The organism is Phnomibacter ginsenosidimutans (genome assembly GCF_009740285.1).
Taxonomy (GTDB): domain Bacteria; phylum Bacteroidota; class Bacteroidia; order Chitinophagales; family Chitinophagaceae; genus Phnomibacter; species Phnomibacter ginsenosidimutans.
In genome coordinates this window covers 2634731-2655121 of record NZ_CP046566.1, presented here as the reverse complement: position 1 = coordinate 2655121, position 20391 = coordinate 2634731, and the positions used below count along the sequence as shown (strand labels likewise).

14 protein-coding genes are annotated in these 20391 nt (G+C 47.1%); 13 read left to right on the top strand and 1 reads right to left on the bottom strand.

Translation table 11 applies throughout. The annotated features are described in order from the left end of the window. Positions 1 to 12: 12 nt before the first annotated feature. On the bottom strand, positions 13 to 1044 hold the full coding sequence (locus tag GLV81_RS11550; protein ID WP_157479000.1) for a GntR family transcriptional regulator: 1032 nt from the start codon (positions 1042 to 1044) through the stop codon (positions 13 to 15). A 186-nt stretch (positions 1045 to 1230) separates the two neighbouring features. Between GLV81_RS11550 and rhaT the strand changes: the two genes are divergently transcribed. From rhaT to GLV81_RS11485, 13 genes are all read left to right on the top strand, one after another. Then, complete coding sequence (gene rhaT, locus GLV81_RS11545) at positions 1231 to 2325, top strand: L-rhamnose/proton symporter RhaT (RefSeq protein WP_157478999.1); 1095 nt, start codon at positions 1231 to 1233, stop codon at positions 2323 to 2325. Between the two features lie 26 nt (positions 2326 to 2351). Next, complete coding sequence (locus GLV81_RS11540) at positions 2352 to 4472, top strand: bifunctional aldolase/short-chain dehydrogenase (protein WP_157478998.1); 2121 nt, start codon at positions 2352 to 2354, stop codon at positions 4470 to 4472. 94 nt (positions 4473 to 4566) lie between these two features. After that, positions 4567 to 4881 (top strand): L-rhamnose mutarotase, encoded by a 315-nt coding sequence (rhaM, locus tag GLV81_RS11535; RefSeq protein ID WP_157478997.1) that lies wholly within the window; start codon positions 4567 to 4569, stop codon positions 4879 to 4881. 65 nt (positions 4882 to 4946) lie between these two features. Further along, the gene (locus GLV81_RS11530; RefSeq protein WP_157478996.1) at positions 4947 to 6221 is read left to right on the top strand and encodes a sugar isomerase; all 1275 of its coding nucleotides are present in this window, start codon (positions 4947 to 4949) and stop codon (positions 6219 to 6221) included. 39 nt (positions 6222 to 6260) lie between these two features. Then, entirely contained in the window at positions 6261 to 7634 is a 1374-nt protein-coding gene (locus tag GLV81_RS11525) for an FGGY-family carbohydrate kinase (protein WP_157478995.1), read from the top strand. An 88-nt stretch (positions 7635 to 7722) separates the two neighbouring features. After that, entirely contained in the window at positions 7723 to 9021 is a 1299-nt protein-coding gene (locus GLV81_RS11520; RefSeq protein WP_157478994.1) for a class II aldolase/adducin family protein, read from the top strand. A 3-nt stretch (positions 9022 to 9024) separates the two neighbouring features. Next, complete coding sequence (locus tag GLV81_RS11515) at positions 9025 to 9756, top strand: (Fe-S)-binding protein (RefSeq protein WP_157478993.1); 732 nt, start codon at positions 9025 to 9027, stop codon at positions 9754 to 9756. Between the two features lie 20 nt (positions 9757 to 9776). Then, positions 9777 to 11165, top strand: a complete 1389-nt coding sequence (locus tag GLV81_RS11510) for a lactate utilization protein B (RefSeq protein WP_157478992.1) — start codon at positions 9777 to 9779, stop codon at positions 11163 to 11165. Further along, positions 11165 to 11758, top strand: coding sequence for a LutC/YkgG family protein (locus GLV81_RS11505; protein WP_157478991.1), 594 nt, complete (start codon positions 11165 to 11167; stop codon positions 11756 to 11758). The genes GLV81_RS11510 and GLV81_RS11505 overlap by 1 nt, the downstream gene beginning before the upstream one ends. Before the next feature lie 162 nt (positions 11759 to 11920). Next, positions 11921 to 13294 (top strand): glycoside hydrolase family 88/105 protein, encoded by a 1374-nt coding sequence (locus GLV81_RS11500; RefSeq protein ID WP_246185954.1) that lies wholly within the window; start codon positions 11921 to 11923, stop codon positions 13292 to 13294. A 23-nt stretch (positions 13295 to 13317) separates the two neighbouring features. After that, positions 13318 to 14649, top strand: a complete 1332-nt coding sequence (locus tag GLV81_RS11495) for a rhamnogalacturonan acetylesterase (RefSeq protein WP_157478990.1) — start codon at positions 13318 to 13320, stop codon at positions 14647 to 14649. 9 nt (positions 14650 to 14658) lie between these two features. Beyond that, positions 14659 to 17490 (top strand): glycosyl hydrolase, encoded by a 2832-nt coding sequence (locus tag GLV81_RS11490; RefSeq protein ID WP_157478989.1) that lies wholly within the window; start codon positions 14659 to 14661, stop codon positions 17488 to 17490. A 131-nt stretch (positions 17491 to 17621) separates the two neighbouring features. Continuing rightward, entirely contained in the window at positions 17622 to 20366 is a 2745-nt protein-coding gene (locus tag GLV81_RS11485; protein ID WP_197428256.1) for a glycoside hydrolase family 2 protein, read from the top strand. Positions 20367 to 20391 lie beyond the last annotated feature (25 nt).

The following is a 20391-nucleotide window of genomic DNA, read 5'->3' as shown; positions in this document are numbered from 1 at the left end:
TAGTTGAACAACTTACAGCGATTGGCGCAGGGTGAGGTAAAACGGATTGTGTACATGCTGTCGGTTGTGATTTAAAATCATTTGCGCAGCAGTTTCGCCCATCTTCTGAAAATCGGTTGAAATGGTCGTGATGCCATTAAGAATGATTTTCTTCAGTGGCGTTTCATTGTACGAAATCACACCCACTTCTTTCCCCAGCTTCAGCTTCTTTTCCATGATGCGTTCGATGAGTGTCACCAAATCATTTTCCATGAGGTTGATGTACACATCGCCTTTTTCAATGGCTTCATCTTCTATGCGGTGTACCACTTTGTAGTTGAAGGCATACTGCCGGCAAAACATGGTAAAGCCACGGATAATTTCTCTCGGGTGATAAGAATCTTCCGGAAAAATGAGCTTGATAGTTTGGTATTTTTCCAACTGTGGCAAGGCCTGCTCCAGTGTGGCTTGCAGGTCTTTATCAAATTGTTCGTACACGGCACCGTAGTCGCCGGTAAAACCAGGCAGCAACTTGTCCATTAAAATGAGTTTGTCTTTGGGCAACACACTCAGCACTTCAGCCGTATTGTCTTCGCCATCGGTATAGTGGGGCACTATTACAAAATGGGTGTAATCTTCTTTGCGGTTGTAAATGAGTTTTTTGAACAGCGAAAAATCGTTGTTGTAGATGTATAGGTCAATAAGCGCCTTATCAGGCAATGATTGACTGAACGCATCGTAGATAATTTTCTTGTGAAAACTCAACTTGTTGAAGAGCAGGAAAATTTTCAATTCCTGATCCACTTCGGTACATTTAATGAAGTAGCCTTTGCCGGGCACAGAGCCAAGCACACCCAGGGCCTTCAAATGTTTGTACCCTTTTTCAGCGGTATCTCTCGAAATTTCAAACTCAAAACTTAGTTCATTGATGGAAGGCAGCGGGTCATCTTTTTTTATCTTGCCTTCGCTGATGGCATTAATGATACAGTTGGCCAGCTGCAAATATTTTGGCGTGGCAGAATAGTAATCAAAATGCAGGTACTGATAAATGACCGGTTTTTTCATAGGCGGCGCAATTATGGACTCGTTTGTGGCAGCCATTGCTGCGGGGCGTAAAGGTAGGTAATGGCGCCCTACCGAAAAGGAAGGAACTACGCAAACGCTATCATGACAGTGCATGATAGGCTGTGCTGTACAAGTATTTATTTTGATGATTGATTGATTTGCCATTTGTAAAAAGCGATTGTTCTCATGCAGGTTTTTCTAGGTGTTTTATTTCATTTTTTAGGCGGCTTTGCGTCGGGTAGTTTTTACATTCCGTTTAAGCGGGTGAAAGGCTGGGCGTGGGAAAGTTTCTGGATTGTAGGCGGCTTGTTTAGCTGGCTCATTGTGCCACCCATTGCTGCGTATTTAACCATTCCCAATTTTTCAGACATCATTGCACAAACCGATAGTTCGGTGCTGGGCTATACTTATTTCTTTGGCATACTCTGGGGCATTGGTGGCCTTACGTACGGCTTGGGTGTTCGCTACCTCGGCGTATCGTTGGGCAGCAGCGTTATCCTTGGTTTGTGTATGGTTTTTGGGTCGCTCATTCCTTCCATTTATTACGACCTGTTTCCTGCTGTAGGCAAAGACACATTCAGCATGATGCTTGCTGAGAGCTGGGGCCAAACCGTGTTGGCTGGTTTGCTCCTTTGTGTGATTGGCATCATCGTAAGCGGCAAGGCCGGTACCATGAAGGAAAAGCAACTGCAGGCCGAAGCTACCGACCCGCATGGCATGGAAGTAAAAACGGAATACAAGTTTGGCCTTGGCATGTTTGTGGCCATTGTATCTGGTGTGCTCAGTGCCTGTTTCAATTTTGGTATTGAAGCAGGAAAGCCCATGGCCGATGTAGCCAACGCTGCCTGGAAAGCTGCCAACCCCAACGAAACCGGAAACTTTCTCTACCTCAACAACGTGATTTACGTAGTGCTGCTGTGGGGCGGACTCACCACCAATTTTATTTGGTGCATGGCACTCAATGCCCGCAACAAAACTTTTGGCAACTACACCGATACCAAAACACCACTGCTGCGCAATTTTCTTTTTTCAGCATTGGCAGGTACCACCTGGTTTTTACAATTTTTCTTTTATGGCATGGGCGAAAGCAAAATGGGCAACGGTGCCAGCTCATGGATTTTGCACATGGCCTTCATCATCCTCATTGCCAACACTTGGGGGCTGGTGTTGAAAGAATGGAAAGGCGTCAACAAAAAAACATTTGCTACAGTAATAGCCGGTATCCTCATCATCATTGCATCTGTGCTGGTGGTAGGTTGGGGCAATAGCATGAAACCATAATCTTGTTTTTTCGAAACACATTGAATATGTCAACAGTTACAACTGAATTTAAACACGTAAGCTACCTGTGGGATGAAGCCAAAGCGGCCAGCATGGAAGGCGATGAAGTAGCGTTACTCATTTACCGCTCCAATATGTTGGGGGCCGATTTGCGCCTTACCAACTATGGCGGTGGCAATACCTCTTGCAAGGCTATGGCCAAAGATCCACTCACCGGTACCGAAACCGAAGTGATGTGGGTGAAGGGTAGTGGTGGCGATATTGGTACACTCAAAAAGAGTGGTTTGGCAGCGCTGTATGTAGACCGTTTGCGCAGCCTGCAAAACATTTACACTGGTTTGGAAATGGAAGATGAAATGGTCGGCCTTTTCAACCATTGCATTTACGATCTCGATAGCAAAGCGCCATCTATTGATACACCGCTGCACGGCTTTCTGCCATTCAAGCATATCGATCACCTGCATCCCGATGCAGCCATTGCCATAGCTGCTGCAAAAGATGGAGAGCAAATCACGCAGGAATTATTTGGCGGCAGCATTGGTTGGGTACCATGGCAGCGTCCCGGTTTCGATTTGGGCTTGCAGTTGAAAGCCTGCCTCGATGCCAACCCCGGCATCCGCGGTATCATGCTGGGTTCGCATGGTTTGTTTACCTGGGGCGATACTGCTTACGAATGTTACATCAATACATTGGAAGTAGTAGAGCGTTGTGCAGAATACATTGAGTCGAAAGTAGGACAAGATGCACCTGTGTTTGGTGGTCAGAAAATCGATTCATTGCCTGCGGAAAATCGCCTACAGCAAGCCGCTGCTATTGCGCCCATTCTGCGTGGCTTTTGCAGCAGCTACCAAAAAATGATTGGTCATTTTACAGATGACGAAAGAGTGTTGCAATTCATCAACAGCAACGATTTGGATCGCCTGGCACCGCTTGGTACCAGTTGCCCCGACCACTTCCTGCGTACCAAAATCAGTCCGCTGGTACTGGAGCTGTCGCCCAATGCTGACCTTACCGATGTAAAAACAATACAAGCTCAACTGGCACCCGCTTTTGAAGCTTACCGCAACATGTATGCGGAGTATTACAATACCTGCAAGCATGCCAATAGTCCTGCTATGCGAGACCCCAACCCGGTGGTGATTCTTTATCCTGGCGTTGGTATGTTCACTTTTAGCAAAGACAAACAAACAGCCCGTGTGGCCGCGGAGTTTTACATCAATGCCATCAACGTGATGCGTGGTGCTGAAGCCATCAGCGAATACACGTCGTTGCCCCGCCAGGAAGCTTTTGATATTGAATACTGGTTGCTCGAGGAAGCCAAGTTGCAACGCATGCCCAAGCCCAAAGCATTGAGCGGACGTGTAGCCATGGTAACCGGCAGTGGTGGTGGTATTGGTAAAGCCATTGCCAAAAAATATGCAGAAGAAGGGGCCTGCGTAGTGCTGAACGACGTGAATGCAGAACGCCTCGAAGAAACCAGCAAAGAATTTCAAAAACTGTTTGGTAAAGATGTAGTGGCTGTTACCCTGCTTGATGTAACCAATGCTGCATCTGCAGCACAAGCCATGCAAAATGCGAGCCTTGCTTTTGGTGGTGTTGACATCATTGTAAACAATGCAGGCATTAGTATTTCAAGAGCCATTGCCGACCACAGCGAAGAAGAGTTTGATCGACTCTACGATATTTTGGTAAAAGGGCAATTCCTCGTATCCAAAGCTGCAGTAGCCATCATGCGGAAGCAAGGTTTTGGTGGTGATATTGTCAACATCGTTTCGAAGAATGCGGTGGTGGCAGGCCCCAACAATGCAGGCTATGGTACTGCCAAAGCAGGTCAGGCACATCTTACACGCTTGCTGGCTGCAGAGCTGGGCGGCGATAAGATTCGGGTAAACATGGTGAACCCCGATGCCGTTATTGCGGACAGCAATATTTGGGCCGGTGGTTGGGCTGAAGGTCGTGCCAAAGCATATGGCATTACCGTAGAAGAACTGCCTGCTTACTACGCCAAGCGTACGTTGCTCAACGAAGTGATTTTGCCCGAAGACATTGCCAATGCCTGCTTTGCATTGGTGGGCGGATTGCTCAACAAAAGCACGGGCAATGCCATCAATGTAGATGGTGGTGTGGCCATGGGCTTTTACAGATAAGAACAGAACTTTTTCATAAGCAAGCATCGATAGTTAACCGGGCTGGCGCTTCTGCGCCGGCTCCCCTTAACTACCATTTAAACCGAAGAGTGTGATGGCAAGGAGAGCATTTAAGATGCAGTTGCATCCCGGACAGGAAGCAGAGTACAAACGCAGACACGATGAGATATGGCCAGAGCTGGCCGATTTGCTCAAGCAGGCTGGTGTAAGCAACTACAGCATTTTTCTTGATACAGAAACACGCACATTGTTTGGGGTGCTCGAAGCCAGCGACCCTGCAGCACTCGATGCATTGCCACAACAACCTATTATGCAACGTTGGTGGGCTTACATGAAAGACATCATGCAAAGCAACCCCGACAATTCTCCCGTCAGCACGCCCTTGCCGGAAGTATTTTACCTTCCCTGATGCAAGCCCTTGCGGATGCACATCAGCCAGCCCGCTGATTCGTTTCATTTTTTAAAACAACTATCATGCGTATCGCCGCCAACCACATAGCACAACACAACGAAAGCCTGCAGGCAAAACATCAGGCCCGCCTGCATGCCGTATTGCAAGAAACAGATCAGGCAGAAGCCATTATACAAAAACTGATGGCGTTTAATGTAGCCATTCCCAGTTGGGCCTTGGGCACAGGTGGCACCCGCTTTGGTCGTTTTGCCGGCGCCGGCGAGCCCCGCAATCTCGAAGAAAAAATTGAAGACGTAGGATTGCTGCATGCACTCAACAATAGCAGCGGTTCTATTTCATTGCATATTCCCTGGGATATTCCAAAAGATTACGCAGCCATTCGTGAACTGGCAGGCAGTTTTGGTTTGTCTTTTGATGCTGTCAACTCCAACACTTTTCAGGATCAGCCGGGGCAACCACTCAGCTACAAGTTTGGCTCGTTGCAGCATGTCAACAAAGCCGTTCGGGAGCAAGCCATTGCACACAATATTGATGTAATTCAACATGGTGATGCGCTGGGCTCAAAAGCACTCACGGTGTGGTTGGCCGATGGTTCCAGTTTTCCTGGGCAACTCAATTTTCGCAATGCATTTGAAAATACGCTTGAAAGCCTCGAAGTGATTTACAAAGCACTGCCTTCCGATTGGAAAATGTTTGTAGAGTACAAAGCATTTGAACCCAACTTTTACAGCATGACGGTTGGCGATTGGGGCCAAAGCCTGCTCTACGCCAACAAGCTGGGGCCGCAAGCCTACACGCTGGTTGATTTGGGACACCATTTACTCAATGCCAATATTGAACAAATTGTATCGCTGTTGTTGATGGAAGGCAAACTGGCCGGTTTCCATTTCAACGATTCGAAATATGGTGATGATGACCTGACAGTGGGTAGCATCAATCCGTATCAGTTATTCCTCATTTTTAAAGAGCTGGTAGAAGGCATGGATGCCCGTGGCATGAACCACGCCACCGATTTGGGTTGGATGATTGATGCCAGCCACAACCTGAAAGACCCGCTGGAAGATTTGCTGCAAAGCGTGGAAGCCATTATGCTGGCATATGCGCAGGCATTGCTGGTAGATGCTGCTGCACTGAAAGCAGCTCAGCTCAACAACGACGTAACGCAGGCACAAGAAATTTTGCAACAAGCCTATCGTACCGATGTGCGGCCGCTGGTGGCAGAAGCTCGTTTGCGGGCAGGTGCGGCATTGCAACCTTTGCAGCTGTACAGAAATGCAGGCGTACGCAAAGCACTGGTAGACGAACGTGGCAGCAACACAGTTGCTACCGGTTTGTAAGTTTTTGAATGAAGCCTTTCTTCAACAAGGCCGTGAACAATGAATCGACAACCTGTTATAGCAATACTGGACGTTGGTAAAACCAACAAAAAACTTTTTCTGATAGATGAAGGCTACAACATTGTAGCCGAGTATGCGCAACAGTTGGCAGAAGTTACCGACGAGGATGGTTTTCCTTGCGAGGATTTGCCAAAGCTCCAACAATTGCTGGGCGATTTTTTGCAGCAAATCATTCAGCTGACCGATTACGATGTAAAAGCGGTGAACGTGTCTGCATATGGTGCCAGTTTTGTTTACATCAATGCAGCAGGTGAGCCGGTCTTCCCGTTGTACAATTACCTGAAGCCATACAATGCTGACTTGCAGCAGCAGTTTTACAATGCTTATGGTGGCGAAGTGGCTTTTTCCCGTTCGGCGGCATCACCTGTGTTGGGCAACCTCAACTCGGGCATGCAATTGTACCGGTTGAAATACGAACAGCCGGAGCGGTTTGCACAAGTGCAATATGCGTTGCATTTACCTCAATACCTGGCGTATGCTATCAGCAAAGTGCCGGTGTCGGAAATGACCAGCATTGGCTGCCATACCAACCTGTGGAATTTTGATACACAAACGTATCAGCAGTGGGTAGCAGAAGAAGGGATGTCGGAGAAATTACCCGCCATAGTTCCATCTGATGCTGTGTATACCTGTCAGGTACAATCGCATACACTTGCCTGTGGTGTGGGCCTGCACGATAGTTCTGCCGCATTAATTCCTTACCTGGCATGTGAGCAAGAACCATTTGTATTGTTGTCTACCGGCACCTGGTGTATTGCATTGAATCCTTTTAACGCATCGCCGCTGACTGATGAGCAATTGCAGCATGATTGTTTGTGCTACCTCAGCTATCAAGGCAAGCCTGTAAAAGCATCACGCCTTTTTGCAGGGCATTTTCATGAGCAGGAAGCCAAACGCATTGCTGCTCATTTTGGCGAAGCCGATGACTTTTACAAACACATCAAGCCTGACGAATATTTGCTGGAAGCATTGCGCCAACGCGTAACTCCGGCAACCTATGAAGTACTGAACGATGTAAGTGTAGCTGCTTTTGCTCACCGGGAGTTATCCTTGTTTGCTACTGCAACCGAAGCCTATCATCAATTGATGCTCGATATGGTAGCACAGCAAGTGCATGCACTACAATTTGTGTTGCGAGGCAGTGAGCCGGTTAGCAAATTGTTTGTTGATGGTGGCTTTAGCAACAATCCGCTGTTCATGCAGTTGTTGGCTAAAGCTTATCCGCATGTGCAAGTGTATGCTTCGCAGGTGGCACAAGCTTCTGCCATTGGTGCGGCACTGGCTATTCACACACATTGGAACACACAACCCATTCCACACAATTTGCTGAAACTGACACATTATGACCACTGATTTTTTACCATAAATCTGCATGCTGCTATGTGTATCGTCGGCAGCATAGCAGCCTGTATCATCTTCATGCCGGCAACTCTTTTTTAATATGGACAACATTTTAAATACCAGCTGGCAACACCCCCGTGAACAGGTCGCTATGGTCATCAGCCGCATTTACCGCCGCGGATTGACCACAACTTCTGGTGGCAATATTTCGGTGATAGATGAACAGGGTGATATTTGGGTAACGCCGTCCGGCATAGATAAAGGCTCGCTGACCATTGATGACATTGTGTGTGTAAAAGCGGATGGCAGCATTATTGGCCGTCACAAACCTTCTTCCGAATTTCCTTTTCATAAAGCTATTTACGAGGCAAGGCCCGATGTGAAAGCCATTATTCATGCACATCCGCCGGCATTGGTGTCGTTTAGTATTGTGCGACAAATTCCCAATACCAACATCATTTTGCAAGCCAGAAAAGTATGCGGACCTATTGGCTACGCCGATTACCGCCTGCCCGGTAGTGCTGCGTTGGGCGATGTGATTGCAGGCGAATTCAAGAAAGGATTTTCTGCAGTGATCATGGAAAACCATGGCACTGTAGTTGGTGGCAGCGATTTGGCAGATGCCTTCCTGCGTTTTGAAACACTGGAGTTTAGTGCCCGCACCATTTTGTATGCCAGCATGGTGGGTACACCCAACTTTTTAACCAATGAGCAAATCAATGATTTTGATGAGCACCTGGTACAGCTCCCGGTGATGGAAAAAGCCGAACATCCGAGTGATGAACGGGCTATCCGTCATCAAATCTGCAATATTGTTCGCAGGGCTTGTACACAAGGTTTGATGACGAGTTCTTACGGCACAGTTTCTGTTCGCTGGCGGGGCAATGATTTTTTGATTACACCAACCGACGTGCCTCGTTGGGATTTGCAAGCCAGCGATGTAGTACAAGTAAAAGATGGTTGTGCTGAGCCGGGCAAAGTACCCAGTCGCAGTGCGCTGATGCACCAAAAAATTTACGCAACACACCCGCACATCAACAGCATCATTCACACACAGTCTACGTACCTCATGGCATTTGCCAGCAGCAAAGCCAACTTTAATGTGCGGACGATACCAGAGAGTTGGATTTTTTTGCAGGATGTACATAAGATTCCATTTGGACAACAGTTTGGTGAATCGGAAGCCATCATAGGTCAGTTGTCAAAATCATGTCCGGCATTGCTGATTGAAAACGACTGCATATTGGTGACGGGTGACAAATTGCTGCAAACATTCGATTATCTTGAAGTAGCAGAGTTTAGTGCCAAGAGTTTGGTGCTGGCTGCATCGTTGGGAGAAATGGTACCCATCAGTGATGAACAGGTAGAAGATTTACGAAAAGCATTTATAAAAGAATAGCATATGCGGGTGGCCTTGTTTGTGCCTTGTTATGTAGATCAGTTTTATCCGCAGGTAGCTATTGCCACCATGCAGGTGTTAGAGAAATTGGGTTGTACTGTTGAGTTTCCTCCGAACCAAACCTGCTGCGGACAACCCATGGCCAATTCTGGTTTTGAAGACCAGCAAGCGGGCTGCAATCGGGTGATAGTGGATGCATTTCGTGGCTACGATTACATTGTTGGTCCGTCGGGTAGTTGCGTGTTGCACATCAAACAGCACTTGAACCATGAAGATGAAACAACTGCTGCACAAATACGCAGTCGTGTGTATGAGTTCACCGAGTTTTTAACGGATGTACTGAAGGTAAAAATCATTGACGCCAGATTTCCGCACAGGGTAGGTTTGCATCAAAGCTGCCATGGGCAACGCGGTTTGCATTTGTCGCAAATGAGTGAGTTGGTAGCGGAACCATTTTCAAAGCCAGAGCAACTCTTGCACATGGTAGAAGGATTGCAATTGGCCAGGCTTGATCGTAAAGATGAATGCTGTGGTTTTGGCGGTACCTTTTGTGTGTTTGAAGAATCGGTGAGTGCCAAAATGGGCAAAGACAGAGTGGCCGATCATGAGCGGCAAGGTGTAGAAGTGATTACCGGTGCAGACATGAGTTGCCTCATGCATTTGGAAGGCATTTTGAAACGACAGCAAAGCCCCATTAAAGTGATGCACATTGCAGAAATATTGAACGGTGCCTGAGTAAAATTGAACAACTATTCATGAGTGTACATCTAAATAAAGCTTCACAACCGCATGCTGAATTGGCCCAACAATTCAACAAGGATGAAGATCGTGTAAACTGGCACGATGAAACCCTGTGGTGGATTCGGCAAAAGCGGGATAAGGCTGCGTGGTCTGTCCCTGAGTGGGAATGGTTGCGCCAAACAGCTTCCGATATCAAAGCACATGTACTGAGCAATATGCACGACCTGCTGACGCAGTTTGAAGCACAGGCATTGGCCAATGGCGCCAGTGTGCACTGGGCTGCTGATGCTGCAGAGCACAATGCCATTGTGCACCGCATTTTGCAGGAAAACAAAGTGCAGCAAATTGTAAAAAGCAAAAGCATGCTCACCGAAGAGTGTGGGCTGAATGAATACCTGCATGAGCATGGCATTGATGTGGTAGATACAGATTTGGGCGAACGCATTGTGCAATTGGCCGGCGAAACACCCAGCCATATTGTATTGCCTTGCATTCACTGGAAAAAAGAAGAAATCGGTGAATTATTTCATCAGCATTTACAAACACCAAAAGGCAATGCCGATCCGCAATACCTCACTGGCGCTGCCCGTATTCATTTACGCGAAAAATTTCTGACCCGCAAAGTCGCCATCACCGGTGTCAATTTTGCCATAGCTGAAACCGGCGAAGTGGTAGTGTGTACCAATGAAGGCAATGCCGACATGGGAACCCATTTAGCTGATGTACACATCGCTTGCATGGGTATTGAAAAACTGATTCCGCAGCGGCAGCACCTCGGCGTATTTACCCGCTTGCTGGCCCGCAGTGCTACCGGGCAGCCCATTACAACCTACACCAGTCATTTTCGCAAACCCGCACCCGGCAGGCAGTTGCATATAGTGCTGGTAGATAATGGCAGAAGCCGGCAGTTGGGGAGAGAGGCATTTCGTAATTCTTTGAAATGCATTCGTTGCGGTGCGTGTATGAATACATGCCCGGTGTATCGGCGCAGTGGTGGCCATAGCTACAAGTATGCCATCAGTGGTCCCATCGGCTCTATACTGGCGCCCAATCTTGATATGCGAAAACATGCCGATTTGCCTTTTGCAAGTACCCTGTGTGGCTCTTGCACAAATGTGTGTCCGGTAAAAATTGATATTCACGAACAGTTGTATCAATGGCGACAGGAATTGTACAAAGATGGACTGGCGCCGAAAGGCAAAGCAGTGTCGATGAAAATGGCCGGATGGTTGTTGGGTAAGCCTGCGTTGTACCGCTTTGCGGGCAAAGCTGCCAGAACCGTGCTGCGCCTGGCGCCGTTTATGGTGAAAAACAGTTTGAATCCATGGTACAAACAGCGGGAAATGCCTGCGCCGCCAAAGCAATCGTTTAGTGAGTGGTACGCCAAAAACAAGAAAGCCTGATGTCATCGAGAGCAAAAATATTAGCACAAGTAAAAGCCAATCAACCGGCCACTGTTGCATTGCCCGATTTGGAATTGCCTGCACATGCCGCACAGTGGGATGCGCTGCAAAAGTTTGTTGAAACCTTGTCGGGCATTGGTGGGCGTGTCATCCGCATTTTATCTGGCGAAGATGCAACGGCTACCATATTGCAGGCATTTGATGACAACAGCAATATTCTCAATGTATCGGCTACTGTACAAGGTTTTCAGGCTTTGCCTGATGCAGCGTTTGATGCACCAGCGATGTTGCAAAATGTGGACATTGCCCTGATGGATGCTGCATTTGGCGTAGCCGAAAATGGCGCTGTGTGGGTAACGGAAGCACAATACAAGCTTCGTGCTCTGCCTTTTATTTGTCAGCATTTGGCAGTGTTGCTGCCACTGCAGTCGTTGCTACCCAACATGCATAAAGCCTATCAACAAGTACAAGCCATGGGGCAATACGATTTTGGTGTGTTCATTGCAGGACCTTCTAAAACTGCCGATATAGAACAGTCGCTGGTGTTGGGTGCTCATGGCCCCAAAACCATGACCGTTTTTTTATTACCATAATCGGTTTTTTCAGGACGCAACAGGACGATTGACCACTGCTGTTCCGTATTTTGTTTGCGCAATAATTGCTTCACCAAAGAAGTATTTATTGCGCAACTGTTTTTTGTGCTTGAAAAGCCACACACAACATTGCAGCAAAACCGATTTTTCAATAACGATTGAATGAAGCCTATGAAATCATTGGGAAAAATGAGCATGCTGGCAGCAGCATGTATTTGCACTACTGCAGGTAGCCTGCAAGCACAGTATGTAAAAACCGGCGGCAGCGATGCTACTTCGCCATTGCACTTGTTGAAGCCCGATTATCCGGTGCCATACGAAACGCCTTCTCAGCAAAAAATTAAAGCGGTTGCCGATAAAGTATTTGCCTATCTCGATGCTACCACGCCGTATGCATTGCTCGATAAGCGAACAGGTCAGGTTACTACCGATTTGTCGAAGCCTGATACAAACATCATACTGCAAACCGGTGATTACCGGCTCACCAGTTATGAATGGGGTGTTACCTATTCGGCCATGTTGCGGATGAGTGAAGCCAGCGGCGATAAAAAGTATGCAGACTATACACACAACAGGGTACAATTTCTGGCAAAAGTGGCGCCCTATTTTAGCCAGATGAGCAAAGCGTTTCCGCAATACCGCAATCCGCTCAAGCAGGTACTGGAGCCACATGCATTGGATGATGCCGGTGCTGTGTGTGCTGCCATGATTAAGTCGGCCAATGGCAATTTGCAAACGCCCATGCGGCCCTTAATTGATCGCTACATGGATTTTATCAGCAACAAAGAATTTCGGTTGGCAGATAAAACCCTGGCCCGCAACAGGCCATTGCCCAACAGCATTTGGCTCGATGATTTATACATGAGTGTACCTGCATTGGCACAAATGGGCAAGTTCACAGGTAATAACGCATATTACGATGATGCAGTGCGCCAGATATTGCAGTTTAGTGAACGTATGTTTAATACAGGCAAAGGATTATACATGCACGGATGGATTCAGGGCATGGAGCCACATCCGCAATTTCACTGGGGGCGTGCCAATGGCTGGGCCCTCATGGCTATGAGTGAGTTGCTGGATGTATTGCCAGCTTCGCATCCGGGCTATGCCAAGGTATTGAAGCAGTTTCAACAACATGCTGCTGGCCTGGCAGCGTATCAATCGGGTAGTGGATTCTGGCATCAGTTGCTCGACCGCAGCGACTCTTATCTTGAAACATCGGCTACTGCTATTTATGCCTATTGCATGGCGCATGGCATCAACAAAGGATGGCTCGATGCAAAGGCGTTTGGTCCTGCTGTACTGCTGGCATGGAATGCCGTTAGCACCAAGGTAAACGACAAGGGACAAGTAGAAGGTACATGTGTAGGTACAGGCATGGGTTTCGAACCTGCGTTCTATTATCATCGTCCTGTAAATGTGTTTGCAGCGCATGGCTATGGTCCGGTTTTGCTGGCCTGTGCTGAAGTAATGATTTTGACACAGCAAAAGCATTTCAAACTAAACGACAGTGCACTCATGTTTACAGAACAGTAGTGAACAGCGTTGAAAATAATCTCATGAAAAAAGTTGGGCGATATTGGTTGTTGTTGTGGATGCTGTCTTTTTGCAGCAGACATATTTCGGCACAAACCTTGCGCTTCGATTTTGGTAATGGAAAAGCAGCGAAAGGATTTACTGCAGTTACAGCCAATGCGATGTATAGCGATGCTGCAGGTTTCGGCTTTGAGCCTGGTGCTGTTATTACGGCCGTACAGCGAAAAGGAAAAGATCAACGAACCAATGATTTTGTAACCGCCAATAAGCCTTTCTTTTTTAGTGTAAGCTTGCCCGAAGGCAACTATCGGGTGAAACTGTGGTTGGGCGATGTAGCAGGCACTTCTTCCACTATTGTTCGTGCCGAATGCCGCAGGGCAGTATTGCCGCAAGTCATCACCAATACAAAGGAAGTGAAAGAAGTATCCTTTCTGGTGCATGTGCGTGATACTATGATTGCAGGCACGAATACGCAGGTAAAAATCAAAGCCCGGGAAAGAGAATACTGGCATTGGGATAACAAACTGACGCTGGAAATAAATGACAGCTTACCAAAACTGTGTGCTTTGGAAATAACGCCGGTTCAAAATGTGCCTGTTGTGTTTTTGGCTGGCAATTCTACAGTAGTCGATCAGGCTTCTGAACCCTACGCTGCTTGGGGGCAAATGATACCTCAGCTATTTCAAACTGATAAAGTTGTGGTGGCGAATTATGCAGAGTCGGGCGAAGCACTGAACAGTTTTTTGAGTGCAAAGCGGTTGGAAAAAATACTGAGTCTCATGAAGCCCGGCGACTATTTGTTCATAGAGTTTGCCCACAACGATCAGAAGCAAAAAGGCGCTGGCATCGGCCCATGGGAAAGCTATACCAAGCTGCTGCACCAATACATTGAGAGTTGTCGTCAAAAAGGGGGGCATCCGGTGTTGGTGACTTCTATGCACCGCCGCAACTTTGACAGCAGCGGGCATGTCATCAACACTCTGGGCGATTATCCAGCGGCCATGCGTAAAGTAGCGGCCGATTTGCAAGTGCCATTGATTGATCTCAACAACATGAGTGCTCAACTCTACGAAGCATGGGGCCCAAAAGGTTCGGAAAAAGGATTTGTAATTTATCCGGCCAACAGCTTTCCCGGTCAGGAAAAAGCCTTGCTCGACAACACGCATTTTAACCCGTATGGCGCTTACGAAATTGCCCGTTGCATTGCGCAGGGTATGAGAGATATTCAATTGCCATTGGCGCAGTATCTCTCGCCGGCATTACCCGCATTCAATCCTTCGCAGCCAGATAAAGCAGCGCATTTTTATTGGCCACTGAGCCCGGTGATTGCAAAGGCAAAGCCAGATGGCAACTAACGCATATTTATGATGAAAAATAAAATAGTCATTCTCATTTGTGCAGCTTTTTTTCAGTTGAGTGTTTCGGCACAATCGCTACAGTGGCCTGTGAGTACTGCTGAAACCAAACCGTGGACACGCTGGTGGTGGCAGGGCAGTGCGGTAAATAAAACTGACATTAGCCGACTGTTGAAAATGTACAGCGATGCGGGTTTGGGCGGTGTAGAAATTACGCCCATCTATGGTGTAAAAGGCGAAGAACCCAACTTCATTCAGTACCTCTCTGCACAATGGGTAGACATGCTGCAACATACTTTGCAACAGGCTACTGCAAATGGCATGCAGGTAGACATGGCCACAGGAACGGGCTGGCCTTTTGGCGGTCCGTGGATTAGCTACGAGCATGCTTGTAAGCAAGTCATCAGTAAAAATTGGACACTACAAAAAGGCACCGCTATACCTGATAAAATTGCGGCCACACAACAGCCTTTTATCAAAGGCACAAGTACTACGCCGCCAAAATTGGAAGCCGTAAAAGATCCGGTGGAGAGCAACATCAATCTGCAACAGTTAGCCATCGATCAGGTGAAGTTTGCAAAGCCTTTGCCTTTGATTACATTGATGGCTTATCCCGCAAATGCTTCACCCATTGACATCACCGCTTTGGTAAAAGCAGATGGCAGCATTGACTGGGTAGCGCCAACCGATGATTGCAAAGTGTATGCGTTGTTTTTAGGCTGGCATGGAAAGCTGGTAGAAAGAGCCGCACCCGGTGGCGAAGGCAATGCCATCGATCATTTTAGCAAACCTGCTATCGATACGTATTTCAGCAAATTTGATGCAGCCTTTGCGGGTAAAGACATCAGCGCTTTGCGGGGTTTTTTCAACGACTCTTATGAGGTAGATGATGCCCGTGGTCAGGCCAACTGGACGCCACGTTTACTCGATGAATTTGCACAGCGCAAAGGGTATAGGTTGGAAAATTATTTGCCTGCTTTATTTGGTAAGGCAGATGCCAACAGCAATGCAAGAGTGTTGTTCGATTATCGGGAAGTGATTGCCGAATTAATCTTGGAAAACTTTACACAACCTTGGGTAGCATGGGCCAAAAAGAATGGCGCCATCGTACGAAATCAAAGTCATGGATCGCCGGGCAATACCATGGATTTATACGCAGCTGTTGATATTCCAGAAACAGAAGGAACGGAGTTGTTGCGCTTTAAGTTTGCTACTTCTACAGCGCATGTAGCAGGTAAAAAATTAGCAGCAGCGGAAGCGGCTACCTGGCTCGATGATCATTTTGTAAGCACATTGGGCGGCGTCAAAAAAGCCATTGATCAATACTTTATCGGTGGTGTCAATCACATTGTATATCATGGCACCAACTACTCGCCGGCAAGTGCAGGTTGGCCAGGCTGGATGTTTTATGCCGCGGTGCATTTCAATCAAAACAATCCTTTTTGGCAGCAGTTTCCGGCCTTGAATAAATATGTAGAACGCAGCCAATCATTTTTGCAGGCAGGCAGCATTGATAATGATGTGTTGGTATATTATCCCTTTGCGGATGCGCAAATGGAACATGGCCGCGACTTACTAAAACATTACGATGCTATGCGGCCCGAATTCAATGGCACCCGCTTTGCCCACATCAGCGAATGGATGCAGGCAAAAGGCTACGGATTCGATTTTATTTCGGACAAGCAATTACAACAGGTGAGTGTACGCAATGGGGTGTTGCATACTGGTGGCACTTCATATAAAACAATTTTGCTTCCGGGCAATCAATACATTCCGTTGGCTAGCATGCAACAGCTGTTGCAACTGGTATCCCAAGGTGCAAAGCTACTGGTGTATCATGCCATGCCCAATGATGTGCCTGGCTTAGCCAACTATGATGCGAATGCCGCAGCGTTGAAACAATTATTGTCTGGTATTCAATGGAAAGAAAATGGTGCAGTAAAAACAGCGCAGCATGGCAACGGCAGCATAAGCATGAGTGCTAATGAGCAGCATTTGCTGGATGCAGCGGGCTTTCAGCGGGAAGCCTTGGTAGATATGGGTTTGCAGTTTATCCGCCGCAACTACAATGGTAGCAAAGTGTATTTCATTTGCAATGCCAAAGACAGTGCTGTTGATGCCTGGGTTCCGTTGAATGTGGTTGCTGCAGCTGTCGGTATTTACAATCCTATGACAGGCGAAACGGGTTTGGCACAAACAAAACGAAATAGTAACGGGCATTTATTGGTGCATCTTCAATTGCCCGCTGCAGGTTCACTCTTTGTACAAGTGGGTGCTGTAAATGCGGCAACAAAATATCCGTTGTATCAGACAATTGCTAAGCCCGTCGCTATTGGCAAAACATGGGCTGTCAGTTTCGATGATCGTTTTCCCAATGCACCGGCAGCTACTACTGTTTCATCACTAACATCTTGGAGTGAATGGGGCAATGCGTTTACCTATTACAGTGGGGTGGCTACTTATCGCAGCAGTTTTGCACGGCCTGCAGGCAATGCCAAGTGGTACCGCCTCAATTTGGGCAAAGTAGGCGAGAGTGCCAACGTGTGGATCAATGGTAAAAAAGCTGGCACTGTGTTGGGTCCTGATTATACGTTGATAGTGGATGCAGCTTGGTTGAAGCCAACCAACAGCATACAAATTGAAGTGAGCAACAGCATGGCCAACCAAATGATTTTACTGGAGAAAAACGGAGTGCCTTGGAAGAAATTTTATAACACCAATTTTCCTGCGAAGCTGGCGGAGAATCGTGGTGCCGATGGATTGTTTACGCCCATCAAATGGATGCCCAAACCTTCTGGCCTGCTGAGTGAAGTAACCCTGACTGCCTTGCAGAAATTATAAATGAACATGTGTATGAAACGGTATGTATTGGCTGGATTGTTGTTGCAAATCATTATTTGTTGTAGCAATGTAATTGCGCAACAAACAGAACTGCGTTACCTCTCGGGAACAGATAATGAGCACACTGTACAATGGGATTTTTATGCACCAAAGGCCGCAACAGCGGTAAGTGGACAACCATTCCTGTGCCATCGCATTGGGAGCAGCATGGCTTTGGTGGCTATGATTATGGCCGTGATTATGTGACCTATGGTAAAAACTTTCGCTTTCATGATGAACAGGGACAATACAAGCATCGCTTCAAAGTACCCGACAGCTGGAAAGGCAAAGATATTTTCATTGTGTTCGAAGGTTCGATGACGGACACAGAAGTAAAGATTAATGGTAAGTTGGCTGGTCCGGTTCATCAAGGTGCCTTCTATCAATTCAAATACAATATTGCTGATAAACTCTTGTGGGGCAAGGATAACCTGCTGGAAGTAACCGTGAGTAAAATGAGTGCTGATGCCAGTGTAAACAACGCTGAACGCTTGGCCGACTACTGGATATTAGGCGGCATTTTTCGTCCGGTGTATTTGATGGCTTTGCCCGCTTCGCATATTGTACGTACTTCTATTGATGCAAAAGCAGATGGCAGTTTTGCAGCACAAGTATTTTTACAAAAACCGGTACAGGCTTCGCAACTTAAAGCCAGCCTATTCGATAGCAAAGGAAAGCTGGTAGCAAGTTTTCAGCAACCGGTTACGGGTAAAGATTCTGCGTTTGTATTGCGTCATCAGCTGGCGGGCATACAAACATGGAATGCGGAAACGCCCAACTTGTACAAGCTGCAATTAGATTGGCTGCATGCGGGTAAAAAATTGCACAGCATTACACAGAAGTTTGGTTTCAGAACCATCGAGATTCGTAAGGGTGAAGGCATTTTCATCAATGGCACGCAGGTAAAAATGAAAGGGGTGAACCGGCATGTGTGGTGGCCCGAAACAGGCAGGGCCGTAAATGCGAAAATTGATTTGATGGATGTGCAACTGATGAAGCAAATGAACATGAATGCTGTTCGTTGTTCGCATTACCCACCCGATCAATCTTTTCTGGATATCTGCGATTCATTGGGCTTGTATGTGTTGGATGAGTTGGCCGGCTGGCAAAAAGCATACAGTACCAAAGCCGGTGCACCATTGGTAAAAGAAATGGTAGAACGGGATGCCAATCATCCGAGCATCATCATCTGGAGCAATGGCAATGAAGGTGGGCACAACAAAGAATTGGATGATGATTATGGTATGTATGATTTTAGCAAACGTCCGGTGATACATGCACATCATCGTCCCGGCAATGATTTCAATGGTATTGATTGTAACCATTACGAAGATTATTACAGCAGCAAGAAAATACTTGAAGACGAACCACACATTTATATGCCGACTGAATTTTTGCACAGTCAGGATGATGGTGGTGGCGGTGCTGCTTTGTACGACTTTTGGGAGCTGCATTGGAAAGCGAAAAAAAGTGCCGGTGGATTTTTGTGGGCACTGGTAGATGAGGGATTGGTAAGAACCGACATGAACAACCTTATAGATGTAAATGGCGTGAATGCACCAGATGGCGTATTGGGGCCACATCGGGAAAAGGAAGGCAGTTTTTTTGCCATCCGCGATATTTTTTCACCTGTAAAAATCAGCTGGCCCGATTTGCTGCCTGCCAGTTTCGACGGAACAGTGGCTCTTGAAAACCGGTATCATTATAGCAACCTCAATAGTTGTGTATTCAAATGGCAATTGTTGAATTATACCAAGCCATACAGCGGACAAAAAGGTGCCAGTGTGTTGAAAAAAGGCAATGCTGCATCACCCGATATTGCTCCCTTGAAAACAGGCAATTTATCGCTGATGCTACCCACTGATTGGCGCAACTACGATGCGTTGGAATTGATTGTTGTTGACCAGCACGGAGCAGAAGTGATTCGTGATATCCGGCGCATAAAAAACAATCAGGCCTTGTTGACTGCGGCCATGAGCCGTAGCGGAAAAGACAGCGTCACAATTGCAGACAACGATACATTGATTACGCTGAAATCAGGCCCGGTAAGTATTGCCATCAATAAATCTACTGGCTTGCTTGAAAAAGTGGCTAATGCAGACCGTGGCCCATTGTCGTTTGCCAATGGCCCTGTGCTGGTAGGTGGTGATGCCAAAGTGCAGTCGGTTGTTGCCGGCAAGCAAGGTGCCAATGCGGTAGTAACGGTTACTTATACGGGCACTATGCAACAAGCCGTGTGGACCATGCAGCCCGGTGGTTGGGTGAAGCTGGAATACCAATATGCACCCGTAGGAACGCAACAATTTGCAGGCATTAGCTTCAGCTATCCTGAAAACTTTATGCTGGGTGCCCGCTGGTTGGGCAACGGGCCTTACAGAGTTTGGAAAAACCGGATGTTGGGCGGTCGGTTTAGTGTACATGAAAACATGAACAACAATACCATAACCGGTAGCTATCCATGGAATTTTCCAGAGTTTAAAGGTTATTACGCCAACATTGCCTGGATGGAAATGAATACGGTAGAAGGAAAATTCTTAATGGCCAGTGAAGACGACAGTTTGTTTGTCCGGTTGTTTAACTTCTACGGATTGAGCGGTCCTAAACCACATCCGGTATTGCCTTCTGGCGATATTTCATGGCTTGATGCAATACCGCCCGTTGGTACCAAGTTAGCGTTGGGTTTAAACACCAATACCAAAGTGTTAGGTCCGCAAAGTGAGCCCAAAGTGTTTGACGGCAAACCTATCAAACACACATTGTGGTTTTATTTTGGCCTGCCTTCGCCCGAAGATCAGCGGCAGCAGTTCACCATGCCTTCAGTAAATGATTTGTTGTAATGAAACGGCGGTTTTCATTTTTCTT